This is a genomic window from Streptomyces viridochromogenes, from assembly GCF_001270495.1.
GTDB lineage: Bacteria > Actinomycetota > Actinomycetes > Streptomycetales > Streptomycetaceae > Streptomyces > Streptomyces viridochromogenes_A.
This window is the reverse complement of the sequence record NZ_LGUR01000015.1, coordinates 1-15,098: the sequence shown is the minus strand read 5'-3', so window position 1 is coordinate 15,098 and position 15,098 is coordinate 1. Positions and strand designations below refer to the sequence as shown.

Here is a 15,098-nt window from a genome sequence, read left to right as displayed (position 1 = left end):
CCCCGCCGCCCCTACCCGTCCCATCCCTGGGGGCTGCCGCCCCCAGACCCCCGCTGTCGGCCCTTCGGGCCTCGTCCTCAAACGCCGGACGGGCTGAAAATGCCTGGGGCGGAGTCCTGGGATGGGACGGGTAGGGGCGGAGGGGGCGAGATCCGTCTACTCCGGTGACGTCGCCTTCAACGCCAGCCACAGCTCCATCCGCACATCCGCGTCGTCCAGCGACCGCCCCAGAATCTCCTCGACCCGCCGCATCCGGTACCGCAACGTGTGCCGATGCACCCCGAGATCCGCGGCCGCCGCGTCCCACTGCCCGTGCCGCGACAGCCACGCCCGCAGCGAGGCGACCAGGTCCCCCCGCCCCGTCGCGTCATGCTCGTGCAGCGCCCGCAGCAGCCCGTCCGCGAACGCCTTCACCGCATCGTCCGCGAGCAACGGCAGCACGGACCCCGCCGCCAACTGCTCGTGCTCCACGAGCACCCGCCCCCGCCGCCGAGCCACCGACAGCGCCTGCTCGGCCTGCTTGTAGGCGGCCGCGGCGGCGATGGGCCCGACCGGCGCCGAGAGCCCGACGACGAGTTCGTCCTCGTCGGCACCCGACTGCTCCGGTACGGCGTCCGACCGCGCCGCCTCCAACGCCGCCGCGTACTCCGCACACGCCGCCACCGCCGCGCCCCCGTCCGCCGCGAGCACCACCAGCCGCGCCGTTTCCCCCTCGCCCTCCGGCACCACCAGCACCGCCTCCCCGGCCCGGGCCGCGGCGGACTCCACGATCTCGGTGAGCGCACCCAGCGGATCGCCGTTCGCGCCGGTGGCGGCGGCCAGCGCCGCGGCGGAGGCCTTGGTGACGGCCGCCCGCGCCCCGGTGTCGACGACCCGCGCCGCCGACACCGACGCCGCCTCGGTGACGATCACCCGGAACGGCGCGTCCAGCAGCCCTCCGTAGAGGTCGCCCGCCACGGCCCGCGCATGATCCGGCTCCCCGGCGAGCAGCATGCGCAGCACCGCCGCCCCCACCCGCTGCTCGGCGGCCTGCAACGACCGGGACCGCTCGGTGGTCAGGGTCAGCAGCGCGATCGCGGAGTGGACGGCGTACCGTTCCGCCGTGCCGAGCGCCGCCGCCGTCCCCACGGCCAGCGCGGCGCGGGCCCGCCGCCCGGTGCCCAGGGTGTGCAGCTCGACCCGGTCCTCGTTCTCCGGCCCGCCCACCACGGACGACGCCGGCGCGGGCCGGTCCCGCAGCCGCTCCACGTCCGCCGTGAGCCGGGCCGCCCGCCGCCCCGCCCACTCCGGCGCGGTCGCGACCACGGCCCCGGACGCGTCGTACAGCGCCGCCCAGCCGTCCACCTGCGAGGCCAGCGCGGTCAGCAGCCCTTCCGGCCCGTCGGTCAACGCCTGCTTGGTCAGCTCCCGTTGCGCCGCGAACCCGGCCGTCACCGCCCGGTACTGGTCCGCCGCGATCGCCGCCGACACGGCCTTGCTGATGGCGAGGAAGGGCGTACGGCGCGGTACCTCCAGCAGCGGCAGGCCCTCCGCCGCCGCCGCGTCGACCAGCGCCTCGGGGATCTCCTCGTAGTTGACGCCGACCGCGAAGCCGAGCCCGACCACGCCCGCCCCGACCAGCCGCCGCACATAGCGCCGCATCGTCTCGGGGTTCTCCGCGTCCAGCTTGAGCGCGGTGACCAGCAGCAGTTCCCCGCCCTCCATATAGGGGACCGGGTCGGCGAGCTCACTGACGTGCGCCCAGCGCACGGGCACGTCCAGGCGGTCCTCGCCCGCCCGCACGGTCAGCTTCAGCGCGGAGTGATGAACCAGCGAGGCGAGCGTGGGTGGCATGAGGCCTTCAGGTCGGTGTGATCGTTGTGATCTTTTGGCCGCCATGTATGAACAGCCTGTGACGATTCTGCCTCACCGTACGGTCATGGGGTGACGTGAAGTCCGGACCTAACCCCGCAGATCCACCAGCAACGGCGGCGCGTGCTCGCCATTGACGCTGGTCAGCGACAGCACGGCGTGCCCCGGCGGCACCCCGTGCGCCAGTTCGGACGCCGACCAGCGCTCGCGCTCGACCTGCCGCACGGTCACCGCCCGCGCGGTCGGCGCCTTGCCGGTGATCACCCGCCGCAGCGCGTGCACCGCCTTCCCGGCCGGGGTCTCGGCGATGATCTGCCGGTCGGTGACGTCCCGCGCCTCGGTCCACTCCTTCCCCCACACCTCGGCGAAGTCCTGTCCGTCCCACGGCGTCACCCCGGCCAGCGCCATCCGGCACCCGGCAGACCCGAGCAGCGGCCCCCGCAGCGGCCTCGGTACGTCGTCCAGGCTGCGCAGCGTGAGCACCGCGCCCGCGTTGCCCGACCGCAGCCGCTGGATCCCCCGGACGGCCTCGGGCGTCACGACCCCCGTCGCGTCGTCCAGCACCAGACAGGCGAACAGCGACCGGTCCTCCCGTACCGCGATGCTCGCCGTGAACTGCGCCAGCACCAGCCGCGCCAGCATCCGCGAGGCCTCGGCGTGCCCGCGCGCGGGCAGATCGATGCGGACCCGGACGGGGTGGTCGAGGGCCTTCAGCGAGAACGGCCGCGACTGCCCCGAGGTGTCGAAGAACCCGGCGAAGGCCGGCCGGTCCAGCAGCGCCACCCGGTCCGCGAGCACGGCCGCCACATCACCGGGATGCCCCAACTGCCGTTCGCGGGCGTCGAGTTCACGCAGCAGGCCCTCCTGTCCGGACCCCTCCAGCGCCGTACGCAGCGCGCCGAGCGCCCCGGGCGCGCCGTCCAGCAGCTGCCGCAGCTCGGCCACGGACGGGAAGCGCTGGTGGACCGCCCGGAACGGCCCGAGCAGCTGGGCCAGCACGGTGGTGGAGCGGCGGCTGTCGCTGCCGGGGTGAGGGTCGGCCAGGTCTCCGACGAGCGCCTCGGCGAGCACGGCGGCGGCCTCGTCGGGGTCGCCGGTACCGCCGTACAGGTCCAGGTCGTAGACCGAGTCCGGATTCCCGATCCGTACGACGACGTCGAACGCGTCCTCCGGTCCGAGCCCCGCGCCCGCCGCGCCCACGACCACCACGGCGGCCCGTCCGGCCAGCGCGTGCAGACACAGCGACTCGGTGAGCGGCCGCACGACGGTCGCCGTCTTGCCGGACCCGGCCGGTCCGACGGCGAGCAGGGAGGTGCCGAGCAGGTCGGGTCCGAGGCCGAGCCCGGTGCCCCGGTAGGCGTACGGGTTGCGCGGGTCGTCGGCGGTCGTGCCGAGCCGCACCTGGCCGCTGACGAGGTCGTGCCGGGCGACCCGGGCGGGCACGTCGCGCTCGCCCGACGGGTGCAGACAGGCGGCGGCGCCGTCCTTGAGCACGGCGCCGCTGAAGGTGGCGAGGTTGTGCCGCCCGCTGCGCACGCCCTGCCAGGCGCGGGTGAGCCGGGCGTAGTCGACGTCGCGCATCAGCCCGGAGCGGGCCTCGGCGGCGAGCCGCTCGGCGGCGTCCGCGGCACCGGCGGCGCGGAGCGCGGGCCAGGACGCGGGGTCCTGCTCGGGGGCGGGCGGCCGCTCGGGTGCCGGGGCCGCCCTGCTCCAGGCGGGCGGGCCGAAGCGGCGCCAGATCTCGCCCCAGCGGCCCAGGCGGCCGACGCCCACCATGATGACGAGGGCGATCAGCGTGTAGTAGCTGTACCAGAGGATCGCGTTGCCGACGCGGTCGTTGTTCTCGCGCCAGGAGTCCGGGGTGAACAGCTCCAGGGGCAGCACCCACCAGCCGCCGAGATAGCCGTTCCAGAGCAGCGACCAGATCAGCCACCCCACCAGGAACGCGATCAGCGCCCCGCTGAGCAGCTGCCGTGTCGGAATCCGCTCGGGCTCCTCGTCCGGCCGGGGCACATGCCCCAGCCGCCACACGCCGGGCTGCGCCTCCGGTCGAGGTGCCCGGAGCCAGGTCAGGAACGCCGAGCTGTCCGGCCGCGCGCCCGTGCCGGGCGCCCGCGTCGGCCGTGGCGGCATCGCGGGCGCCTCCGGGGGCACCGCCGGGCGCGGTACAGGAGTCGCGTGCGTACCCCGCGCGTCCTGCGTCCCGTCGCTGTCCATCGCCCTTGCCCCCTGACCAGCCGTTCCATCCGTGCCATCCACCATCAGCGAGCCAATCTAACGCCCTTGCATGGTGAGTTCACCGCTTACACGGCCGGGCGTCTTCGCGAACGCTATGTCCATCACGGACAACCCGCCCTCCTGACAACGCCCACATGGAGCATGCCCACCCCTCACTCCCCGCCCTAGCCTGCGAGAAAAGAGAAGACAAGCGTCCGCAACACCCCCAGGAGCCCCTCATGAGCGCACTTCCGCAGGAGCGCCGGATCGTCACCGCCATCCCCGGCCCGAAGTCGCAGGAGCTTCAGGCCCGCCGTACCGCCGCGGTCGCGCAGGGCGTGGGCTCCGTGCTGCCCGTGTTCACCGCGCGCGCGGGCGGCGGCATCATCGAGGACGTCGACGGCAACCGGCTCATCGACTTCGGTTCGGGCATCGCCGTGACGTCCGTCGGCGCGTCCGCCGAGGCGGTCGTACGCCGGGCCTCCGCCCAGCTCGCCGACTTCACCCACACCTGTTTCATGGTCACCCCCTACGAGGGCTACGTGGAGGTCGCCGAGGCCCTCGCCGAGCTCACCCCGGGTGACCACGCGAAGAAGTCGGCGCTGTTCAACTCGGGCGCCGAGGCCGTCGAGAACGCCGTCAAGATCGCCCGGGCGTACACCAAGCGCCAGGCCGTCGTCGTCTTCGACCACGGCTACCACGGCCGTACGAACCTCACGATGGCGCTGACCGCGAAGAACATGCCGTACAAGCACGGCTTCGGCCCGTTCGCGCCCGAGGTCTACCGGGTGCCGGTGGCGTACGGCTACCGCTGGCCGACCGGTGCGGAGAACGCCGGCCCGGAGGCCGCCGCGCAGGCCGTCGACCAGATCAGCAAGCAGGTCGGGGCGGAGAACGTGGCCGCGATCATCATCGAGCCGGTGCTGGGCGAGGGCGGCTTCATCGAGCCGGCCAAGGGCTTCCTGCCGGCGATCCGCGAGTTCGCCTCGGCCAACGGCATCGTCTTCGTCGCCGACGAGATCCAGTCCGGGTTCTGCCGCACCGGCCAGTGGTTCGCGTGCGAGGACGAGGGCATCGTCCCCGACCTGATCACGACCGCGAAGGGCATCGCGGGCGGTCTGCCGCTCGCCGCCGTGACCGGCCGCGCGGAGATCATGGACGCCGCGCACGCGGGCGGCCTGGGCGGCACCTACGGCGGCAACCCGGTCGCCTGCGCGGGTGCGCTCGGTTCCATCGAGACGATGAAGGAGCTGGACCTCAACGCCAGGGCGAAGGCGATCGAGGCCACGATGAAGGCCCGCCTCACCGCGATGGCCGAGAAGTTCGACATCATCGGCGACGTCCGGGGCCGCGGCGCCATGATCGCCATCGAGCTGGTCAAGGACCGCGCCACCAAGGAGCCGAACGCGGAGGCGACCGCCGCGCTCGCCAAGGCCTGCCACGCCGAGGGCCTGCTGGTCCTGACCTGTGGCACCTACGGCAACGTGCTGCGCTTCCTGCCCCCGCTGGTCATCGGCGAGGACCTCCTGAGCGAGGGCCTCGACATCATCGAGCAGGCCTTCACCCGCATCTGAGGTCACAGCAAAACCACTGGTGAACGCCGGGGTCCCCGTCCCGGGGCCCCCGTCCGCCCCAGCCCTGTCGCCGTTCGCGATTCCGGGGCTGGGGCGGCTACCGTCAGAGCGTGTGAAGAAGGTGTGCGAGGTGGATGTCAGGACTCGATTCCGTCTGTCTAACGCCATCGCCCTGTCGTAGGTTCTAACCAGATGAGAGATACACCCCGCCCAGAGGGGACTCTGGGCGACATCGGGCCGAGGCCTCCCCAGCTTCGACCTGGTCGTGCCCTCGCGCACACACCCGGAGCTTCCGGCTCCGGATCTCCTCACCGATCGGACAGTCGCCCGCCCCAAACCCCCCGGGGCGTGCGACGATCCGGTCCGGACGGCCGCCCCGGAACTACCCCCCCTGTTCCGGGGCGGCCGACCTCCCTCTTCCTCCTGCTCGGGCTTCCCGCCCTTCTCTTCGCGCTCATCACCTGGCAGGTGATGAGCGTCGGCCGCCTGCTGGACGTCGACGCGGCGGCCAGCCGGGCCCTGGTCCACCCGGACCGCTTCTCCGAACTCCTCGCCGACCTGGGCAATGTGCCGGTCGCGGTGCCGGTCCTCGCCGTGGCCCTGGGATACGTCACCTGGCGGCATCGCCGCATTGGTACACACCACTGGTGGCTGCCGGCCACCTCCGCGGCCCTGCTCATGGCGCTGGTCCCGGCGCTGGTGGTCCCGCTCAAGATCCTCACCGACCGCCCCGGCACCCCGGTCGTACCGCCCGCCACCGGCTACTACCCGTCCGGCCACACGGCCACGGCCGCCATCGCCTACGGTGCCGCGGCCCTGCTTCTCCTCCCGTGGCTGACCACCGCGCTCGCCCGCCGCGCGCTCCTCGTCACCTGCGCCGCCCTCAACCTCGGCGTCGGCCTCGGGCTGGTGCGGCGCGGCTACCACTGGCCCCTGGACGTGGTGGCCAGTTGGTGCCTCTGCACGGTGCTGCTCTCGCTGCTGTGGCTGTACCTCGCCCGACGGGACCGTCACGGTCATTCGGCGGTTCGGCAACGCCCTTGAGGGGCGCGGGGCCGCCGGCCGACGACCCAGCGCGCACCTGCCTCAGTCGTCGGCGAGGCCGGCGACAGCCTCATGCATGGCCAGTTCGAGGAGGGCCGGGTCCGTGAGGGTGCCGGTGCCGTCCGGGGGGACCAGCCAGCGGACGGCACCGACGGAGCGGCCCGGGTACGGGACGACGATCCAGGTACCGGCCCCGGCCGTACGGATGCCGGTGCCGAGCCAGCGGGCCGCCGTGCCGGGCGGCACGAAGAAGCCCATCCGCGAGTCGCCGAAGTCGACCAGGACCGGGCCCGGCTGGTCGAGGACGCGGGTGAGGACGTCGAGGGTCGGATAGCCGAGCTCGCCCGGAAGGATGAGCACGTCCCAGGCCTTGCCGGCCGGCAGCAGCGCGACCCCGAGGGGGTGGCGCTCCCACTCCCAACGGCAGGCTTCAGGATCCGGCGCAACCGATGCCAGCCACTCGACCGCCGTCTTCGCCCCTGTCATGACGGTGACCTCCCTGTTCTCTGCGTGGACGCTGATCGCGTCACGAGGGAGAGGGAGGTCACCGGCCGGGCATTACGCGGGTTTTCACCACCAGTTTATGGTGACCTGGGTCACATTCGAGCCTGAGCCGACCTCAGCTGTCGAAACCGAGGCCGAGCCGGTCCATCGTCTTCAGCCACAGGTTGCGCCGCCCGCCGTGCGCGTCGGCCCGGGCCAGCGACCACTTGGTGAGCGCGATGCCCGTCCAGGCGAAGGGCTCCGGCGGGAAGGGGAGCGGCTTCTTGCGGACCATTTCGAGCCGCGTCCGCTCGGTGGACTCCCCCGCGAGCAGGTCCAGCATCACGTCCGCACCGAAGCGCGTGGCGCCCACACCAAGGCCCGTGAAGCCCGCCGCGTACGCCACCCTGCCCTGGTGGGCGGTCCCGAAGAACGCCGAGAAGCGCGAGCAGGTGTCGATCGCGCCGCCCCACGCGTGCGTGAACCGGATGCCCTCCAGCTGCGGGAAGCAGGTGAAGAAGTGCCCTGCGAGCTTGGCGTACGTCTCCGGGCGGTCGTCGTACTCGGCCCGCACCCGGCCGCCGTACTGGTAGATGGCGTCGTAGCCGCCCCACAGGATGCGGTTGTCGGCGGAGAGACGGAAATAGTGGAACTGGTTGGCCGAGTCCCCCAGGCCCTGGCGGTTCTTCCAGCCGATCGACGCGAGCTGGTCCTCGGTGAGGGGCTCGGTCATCAGGGCGTAGTCGTAGACCGGGACGGTGTAGGCGCGGACGCGCTTGACCAGGCTGGGGAAGATGTTGGTGCCGAGCGCGACCTTGCGGGCGCGGACCTGGCCGTAGGGGGTGCGTACGGCCATGCCGGCGCCGTACGGCTTCAGGGTGAGGGCCGGGGTGTGCTCGTAGATGCGGACGCCCAGGTCGAGGCACGCCTGCTTCAGGCCCCACGCCAGCTTGGCCGGGTTGACCATGGCGACGCCCCGGCGGTCGTAGAGGCCCGCCTGGAACGTCGGTGAGTCGACCTGCGCCCGGACGGCCTCGGCGTCCAGGAACTCGACCCCGTCGGCGAGGCCCTTCCCCCTCAACTCCTCGTACCAGTCGCGCAGTTCCCACGCCTGGTAGGTCTCGGTGGCGACGTCGACCTCGCCCGTGCGCTCGAAGTCGCAGTCCAGGGAGTAGCGGGCGACCGCCTTCTCGATCCCGTCGAGGTTGCGGGCGCCCAGCTCCTCCAGCTGGTGGATCTCGTCCGGCCAGCGGGTGAGCCCGTTGGGCAGACCGTGGGTGAGGGAGGCGGCGCAGAAGCCGCCGTTGCGGCCGGAGGCGGCCCAGCCCACCTCGCGGCCTTCGAGCAGGACGACATCCCGCTGCGGGTCGCGCTCCTTGGCGATGAGCGCGCTCCACAGTCCGCTGTAGCCGCCGCCGACGACCAGCAGATCGCAGGTCTCGGCCGTGGTGAGCGCGGGCTCGGGGCGGGGTCGGCCGGGGTCGTCCAGCCAGTACGGGACCGGCTGGGCGTCGGAGAGTGCCTTCGTCCAGTGATTGCCAGAACTCATGGCGCTCGGGGCCATGATTTCAACTCCCTACAGGGGCTTATGCCTTTTGCTTGTTACGGCGGCTTCCGATGACCATGGAGGCCAGGACGAACAGTACGGCGACGACGAACATGGCCGTACCGATGACATTGATCTGAACGGGCGTTCCGCGCTGCGCCGATCCCCAGACGAACATCGGGAAGGTGACGGTGGAACCCGCGTTGAAATTGGTGATGATGAAATCGTCGAAGGAGAGCGCGAAGGCGAGTAGCGCGCCCGCCGCGATTCCGGGGGCGGCGATCGGCAGGGTGACCCGGACGAACGTCTGGACCGGGCCGGCGTACAGGTCCTGGGCGGCCTGTTCCAGCCGCGGGTCCATCGACATCACGCGCGCCTTCACCGCCGTCACGACGAAGCTCAGGCAGAACATGATGTGGGCGATGAGGATCGTCCAGAAGCCGAGCTGGGCGCCCATGTTGAGGAACAGGGTGAGCAGCGAGGCCGCCATGACGACCTCGGGCATCGCCATCGGCAGGAAGATCAGCGAGTTCACGGCGCCGCGCGCGCGGAAGCGGTAGCGGACCAGCGCGAAGGCGATCATCGTGCCCAGGAGCGTGGCGCCGAGGGTCGCCCAGAAGGCGATCTGGAGGCTGAGGGACAGCGATCCGCACAGATCGGAGACTCCGCACGGGTCCTGCCAGGCGGCCGTGGAGAACTCCTGCCATTCGTAGTTGAAGCGCCCCTTCGGTTTGTTGAAGGAGAAGATCGTGACGACGAGGTTCGGCAGCAGGAGATAAGCGAGCGTCAGCAGTCCCGCGATGACGACGAGATTGCGCTTGAGCCAATTGACGAAGGCCATCTAAACCAGATCCTCCGTACCGGAACGCCGAATGTAGACCGTCACCATGACGAGAATGGCGGCCATGAGGATGAAGGAGAGCGCCGCGGCCGTCGGATAGTCCAGAATCCGCAGGAACTGCGTCTGGATGACGTTGCCGACCATGCGCGTGTCCGTGGAGCCGAGCAGGTCCGCGTTGACGTAGTCGCCGGCCGCCGGGATGAAGGTCAGCAGCGTGCCGGAGACGACCCCCGGCATCGACAGCGGGAAGGTGACCTTGCGGAAGGTGGTGATCGGCTTGGCGTACAGGTCGCCCGCCGCCTCGTGCAGCCGGCCGTCGATGCGCTCCAGCGAGGTGTACAGCGGCAGGACCATGAACGGCAGGAAGTTGTACGTCAGACCGCACACCACCGCGAGCGGCGTGGCCAGCACGCGGTCGCCGGAGGTCATGCCGAGCCAGCTGGTGACGTCCAGGACGTGCAGCGTGTTGAGGGCGCCGACGACCGGGCCGCCGTCCGCGAGGATCGTCTTCCAGGCGAGGGTGCGGATCAGGAAGCTGGTGAAGAACGGCGCGATCACCAGGATCATGATCAGGTTCTTCCAGCGGCCCGCGCGGAAGGCGATGAGGTACGCGAGCGGGTAGCCGAGGATCAGGCACAGGATCGTCGCCGAGCCGGCGTAGAGGACCGAGCGCAGGAACTGCGGGTAGTACTCGGACAGCGCGTCCCAGTAGGTGGCGAAGTGCCAGGTGACCTTGTAGCCCTCCTCCAGGGAGCCCGTCTGCACGGACGTGGAGGCCTGGTAGATCATCGGCAGCGCGAAGAAGACCAGCAGCCACAGGATGCCGGGGAGCAGCAGCCAGTACGGGACGAGACGGCCGCGCTTGCGCGGGGGCTTCTTCTCGGGAGCCGTCGGGGTCAGAGGCGGTGGCGCCTCGGTCAGTGTCGCCATCAGACCGCCGCCTCTTCCTGGATGCCCGCGGAGCCCGTTGTCCCAGCAAGCAGGGACTGTGCGGCATCCAGGCCGAAGGTGTGCGCCGGGTTCCAGTGCAGGACGACCTCGGCGCCGGGCACGAGCCGGGAGTCGCGGTCGATGTTCTGGGCGTAGACCTCGAACCCGGAGCAGACCGGGCTGTCGACGACGTACTGCGTGGAGACGCCGATGAAGGAGGAGTCGGCGATCCTGCCGGTGATGCGGTTACGGCCCTCGGGGATCTCGCCCGCGTCGTCGGCCGGGGTGAGGGAGATCTTCTCCGGGCGGACGCCGACCAGCACCTTGCCACCGGTCGCCGTGGGCGCGCTGCACCGCGCCTCGGGGAGGACGAGCTTGCCGCCGCCCGCCTTCAGCACGATGTCGTCACCGCTCTTGGAGTCGACCTCGGCCTCGATGAAGTTGGAGGTGCCGAGGAAGTTGGCGACGAACGTCGTGCGCGGGTTCTCGTACAGGTCGGTCGGCGAGCCGAGCTGCTCGACGCGGCCCGCGTTCATCACGGCGACCGTGTCGGCCATCGTCATGGCCTCCTCCTGGTCGTGCGTGACGTGGACGAAGGTGATGCCGACCTCGGTCTGGATGCGCTTGAGCTCCAGCTGCATCTGGCGGCGCAGCTTGAGGTCGAGGGCGCCGAGCGGCTCGTCGAGGAGGAGCACCTTGGGGTGGTTGATCAGCGCGCGGGCCACGGCGACGCGCTGCTGCTGGCCACCGGAGAGCTGGTGCGGCTTCTTGCGGGCCTGCTCGCCGAGCTGGACGAGCTCCAGCATGTCCTCGACCTGCTTCTTCACCGACTTGATGCCGCGCCGACGCAGGCCGAAGGCGACGTTCTCGAAGATGTCGAGGTGCGGGAAGAGGGCGTACGACTGGAAGACCGTGTTCACCGGCCGCTTGTACGGCGGGAGGGCCGTCACGTCCTGGTCGCCGAGGTGGACGGTGCCGGAGGAAGGTTCCTCCAGGCCGGCGATCATGCGCAGGGTGGTGGTCTTGCCGCAGCCGGAGGCGCCGAGCAGGGCGAAGAAGGAGCCCTGTGGCACGGTCAGGTCGAGCGGGTGTACGGCGGTGAAGGAGCCGTAGGTCTTGGCTATGCCGGAGAGGCGGACGTCGCCGCTGGTGTCGTTCGTCATGGTGTGGTCACGCCCCTGTGAGCTTCGCGAACTTCTCTTCGTAGGCCGTCTCTTCCTTCGAGCTCAGGGAGCGGAAGGCGCGGGACTGTGCCTGCATGGCCTTGTCGGGGAGGATCAGCGGGTTGTTGGCCGCGTCCTCGTCGATCTTCGCAAGCTCTTCCTTCACGCCGTCCACGGGACAGACGTAGTTGATGTAGGCGGCGAGCTCGGCGGCGGGCTTCGGCTCGAAGTAGTAGTCGATGAGCCGCTCGGCGTTCGTCTTGTGACGGGCCTTGTTGGGGATCAGCATGTTGTCGCTGGACGTCATGTAGCCGCTGTCCGGGATGAGGAAGTCGATGTCCGGACTGTCGGCCTTCAGCTGTACGACGTCCCCGGCCCAGGCGAGGCAGGCGGCGAAGTCGCCGCTGGTGAGGTCGGAGGTGTAGTCGTTGCCGGTGAACCGGCGGATCTGCTTCTTGTCGACGGCCTTCTGGAGCCGGGCGATCGCCGCGTCGTAGTCGTCGTCGGTGAACTTGGCGGGGTCCTTGCCCATGTCGAGCAGGGTCATCCCGATGGTGTCGCGCATCTCGGTGAGGAAGCCGACGCGGCCCTTGAGCTTGGGGTTGTCGAGCAGGTCCGAGACCGTCTTCACCTCGACGCCGTCGAGCGCCTTCTTGTTGTAGGCGATGACCGTCGAGATGCCCTGCCAGGGGTACGAGTACGCCCGTCCCGGGTCCCAGTCGGGATCGCGGAACTGCTGGGACAGGTTGGCGAAGGCGTGCGGCAGGTTGGACGCGTCCAGTTTCTGGACCCACCCGAGGCGTATGAGGCGCCCGGCGAGCCAGTCGGTGAGGACGATGATGTCCCGGCCGGTGTCCTGCCCCGCCGCGAGCTGCGGCTTGATCTTCCCGAAGAACTCGTTGTTGTCGTTGATGTCCTCGGTGTACTTGACCTTGATGCCGGTCCGCCGGGTGAACTGCTCCAGCGTCGGATGGTGCTTGCCGGAGTCATCGACGTCCATGTACTCGGTCCAGTTGGAGAAGCTGACCTCCTTCTCCTTCGCCGAGTGGTCCTCGGCGGACATGCCGCCCTCGGTCTTGCCGGCCGCGGGGATCCCGCAGGCGCTGAGCGTCCCGAGGCCGCCCACCGCGAGCGCGCCGCCCGTGGAGGCGCGCAGCAGGGAACGGCGGGTCATGGCGGCCCGGCCGTTGCGGAGGCTGCGCCGCATGGCGGCCACCTGGGCCGGGGAGAGGCGGTCGGGCTCGTACTGCTCCATGCGCGTGGTGCCCTTTCGGAGGGAGGGCGGCAGGCCGCGGGTCGGTCGGCCTGCCGCTCCTGTCTGATCTGACTATCGGTCCCCGAAGACGGTGCGGTGCCAGTCCTTCGCGGCGACCGCGGTGTTGTCGAACATGACGTGCTTGATCTGCGTGTACTCCTCGAACGAGTACGCGGACATGTCCTTGCCGAAGCCGGACGCCTTGTAGCCGCCGTGCGGCATCTCGCTGATGATCGGGATGTGGTCGTTGACCCACACACACCCCGCCTTGATCTCGCGGGTGGCGCGGTTCGCCCGGTAGACGTCGCGGCTCCACGCGGAGGCCGCCAGCCCGTACGGGGTGTCGTTGGCGAGCCGGATCCCCTCGTCGTCACTGTCGAACAGCAGGACGACGAGGACCGGCCCGAAGATCTCGGACTGGACGATCTCGCTGTCCTGGGCCGCGTCGGCGACGAGGGTGGGCCGGTAGTACGCGCCGTTCCTGAGCTCGCCCTGCGGTGCCTCACCACCGGTGACCACGCGCGCGTAGGCACGCGCACGGTCGACGAAACCGGCGACCCGGTCGCGCTGGGCGTGGGAGATCAGCGGCCCGAGATCGGTGCCCGGCGTGAACGGATCACCGAGGCGGACGCCCTCCATGAGGGCGCCGGTCCGCTCGACGAACTCCTCGTACAGGGGCCGCTGCACGTACGCGCGCGTGGCGGCCGTGCAGTCCTGCCCGGTGTTGATGAGCGAGCCCGCGACAGCGCCGTGGACGGCGGCTTCCAGGTCGGCGTCGTCGAAGACGACGAAGGGCGCCTTGCCGCCGAGTTCGAGATGGATCCGCTTGACGGTCGCCGTGGCGATCTCGGCGACGCGCTTGCCGACGGCCGTGGAGCCGGTGAAGGAGGTCATGGCGACGTCGGGATGGCCGACGAGATGCTCGCCCGCTTCCTTGCCGGTCCCGGTGATGATGTTGATGACACCGTCCGGGATCCCGGCGTCGGTGGCGGCCTGGGCGAAGAGAAGCGAGGTCAGAGGGGTCAGCTCGGCCGGCTTCAGCACGATGGTGTTGCCCGCGGCGATCGCGGGGAGGACCTTCCAGGCGGCCATCTGGAGGGGGTAGTTCCAGGGGGCGATGGACCCGACGACACCGATGGGCTCGCGACGGATGTACGAGGTGTGGTCGCCGGAGTACTCCCCCGCGGACTGCCCCTGGAGATGCCGGGCGGCGCCCGCGAAGAAGGCGGTGTTGTCGATGGTCCCCGGCACGTCGAACTCACGGGTCAGCTTCAGCGGCTTCCCGCACTGCAGGGACTCGGCGCGGGCGAAGTCCTCGGCACGCTCGGCGAGCACGGCGGCGAAACGGTGCAGCGCGTCGGAGCGTTCGCCCGGGGTGGCCGCGGCCCAGCCGGGGAAGGCCGTACGCGCGGCGGCGACGGCAGCGTCGACGTCATCGGTGCTGGCCAGGTCGTACGTGTACACCTCCTCGCCGGTGGCGGGGTCGACGACGGCATGGGTACGCCCCGAGGTCCCCTTCGCCGGCCGGCCCGCGATGTACTGCGCGCCGTCCGCGAAGCGGTCCTGGGCCGGGAATCGTTCCGGGGTGGCGGTGCCCGGGTTGTGCATGTCGCTCCCTCCGTGCCCCGAGATGGGGTCGGCGTGGCTCAGGCTCGATTTGAGTGCCGATCCTGACAGAGCAGGAAGGCTCCAACAAGTGATTCCGTTGTTGCCTTTTGGTTACGCGACGGAATCTGTCGACCAGGTGTCGAGTGGGCCTTGAAAACCAGGGACGGATTGTCGGTGGTGCCTGTCAGACTCGGGCACATGGCGAAGATCGATTCTTGGGATGTCCTGATCCAGGAGATCCGTGCGGGGACGAGAGTCAAGTATCTGCACTTCTGGGGGCACCGGCCACGTCCGGACGGACGGGTGAGCGCGAGCTGTCTGAGCCAGTGGTGGGAGTCGCCGTTCACGGTGGCGGGCGTCTCGTACGCGACCGCCGAGCACTGGATGATGGCGGAGAAGGCCCGGCTGTTCGGGGACGCGGAGGCGGAGCGGCGGGTACTGGCGGCCGGGCATCCGTCGGTGGCGAAGAAGGCCGGGCGGCTGGTGCGGGGGTTCGACGAGGCGGTCTGGGAGCGGGAGCGGTTCCGGATCGTCGTCGAGGGGTCGGTCCACAAGTTCGCGGCGCACGCGGATCTGCGGGGGTTTC

Annotated in this window: 12 protein-coding genes; 3 read left to right on the top strand and 9 right to left on the bottom strand. The window is 70.7% G+C overall.

Annotation, left to right across the window (positions count from 1 at the left end; translation table 11 throughout):
- Positions 1 to 156: 156 nt before the first annotated feature.
- Both ADK36_RS04480 and ADK36_RS04475 read right to left on the bottom strand, forming a co-directional pair.
- Positions 157 to 1,833, bottom strand: coding sequence for a PucR family transcriptional regulator (locus ADK36_RS04480; protein WP_053196441.1), 1,677 nt, complete (start codon positions 1,831 to 1,833; stop codon positions 157 to 159).
- Between the two features lie 108 nt (positions 1,834 to 1,941).
- Positions 1,942 to 4,068 (bottom strand): ATP-binding protein, encoded by a 2,127-nt coding sequence (locus ADK36_RS04475; protein ID WP_078942779.1) that lies wholly within the window; start codon positions 4,066 to 4,068, stop codon positions 1,942 to 1,944.
- A gap of 239 nt (positions 4,069 to 4,307) precedes the next feature.
- On the opposite strand from ADK36_RS04475, the gene gabT reads away from it, so the two are divergent.
- Entirely contained in the window at positions 4,308 to 5,642 is a 1,335-nt protein-coding gene (gene gabT, locus ADK36_RS04470; RefSeq protein WP_048587180.1) for a 4-aminobutyrate--2-oxoglutarate transaminase, read from the top strand.
- A 222-nt stretch (positions 5,643 to 5,864) separates the two neighbouring features.
- On the top strand, positions 5,865 to 6,686 hold the full coding sequence (locus ADK36_RS04465) for a phosphatase PAP2 family protein (protein WP_234329670.1): 822 nt from the start codon (positions 5,865 to 5,867) through the stop codon (positions 6,684 to 6,686).
- Positions 6,687 to 6,728: 42 nt separating this feature from the next.
- Here the strand turns inward: ADK36_RS04465 and ADK36_RS04460 are convergent, their stop codons facing one another.
- From ADK36_RS04460 to ADK36_RS04430, 7 genes are all read right to left on the bottom strand, one after another.
- Positions 6,729 to 7,172, bottom strand: a complete 444-nt coding sequence (locus tag ADK36_RS04460; RefSeq protein WP_048587178.1) for a hypothetical protein — start codon at positions 7,170 to 7,172, stop codon at positions 6,729 to 6,731.
- 133 nt (positions 7,173 to 7,305) lie between these two features.
- On the bottom strand, positions 7,306 to 8,733 hold the full coding sequence (locus tag ADK36_RS04455; RefSeq protein WP_053196437.1) for an NAD(P)/FAD-dependent oxidoreductase: 1,428 nt from the start codon (positions 8,731 to 8,733) through the stop codon (positions 7,306 to 7,308).
- Positions 8,734 to 8,755: 22 nt separating this feature from the next.
- A complete protein-coding gene (locus tag ADK36_RS04450; RefSeq protein WP_048587176.1) occupies positions 8,756 to 9,556 on the bottom strand; it encodes an ABC transporter permease in 801 nt (266 codons plus the stop codon).
- Positions 9,557 to 10,486 (bottom strand): ABC transporter permease, encoded by a 930-nt coding sequence (locus tag ADK36_RS04445; RefSeq protein ID WP_048587175.1) that lies wholly within the window; start codon positions 10,484 to 10,486, stop codon positions 9,557 to 9,559.
- Entirely contained in the window at positions 10,486 to 11,649 is a 1,164-nt protein-coding gene (locus ADK36_RS04440; protein ID WP_048587174.1) for an ABC transporter ATP-binding protein, read from the bottom strand. The genes ADK36_RS04445 and ADK36_RS04440 overlap by 1 nt, the downstream gene beginning before the upstream one ends.
- A 7-nt stretch (positions 11,650 to 11,656) precedes the next feature.
- Positions 11,657 to 12,904 carry an ABC transporter substrate-binding protein gene (locus ADK36_RS04435; protein WP_048587173.1) on the bottom strand — a complete coding sequence of 416 codons (1,248 nt, stop codon included), beginning with the start codon at positions 12,902 to 12,904 and terminating at the stop codon, positions 11,657 to 11,659.
- A 72-nt stretch (positions 12,905 to 12,976) separates the two neighbouring features.
- Positions 12,977 to 14,512 carry a gamma-aminobutyraldehyde dehydrogenase gene (locus ADK36_RS04430; RefSeq protein WP_053196435.1) on the bottom strand — a complete coding sequence of 512 codons (1,536 nt, stop codon included), beginning with the start codon at positions 14,510 to 14,512 and terminating at the stop codon, positions 12,977 to 12,979.
- 198 nt (positions 14,513 to 14,710) lie between these two features.
- Between ADK36_RS04430 and ADK36_RS04425 the strand changes: the two genes are divergently transcribed.
- The coding region (locus ADK36_RS04425; protein WP_199830104.1) for an NADAR family protein at positions 14,711 to 15,098 on the top strand (388 nt) is incomplete at its 3' end.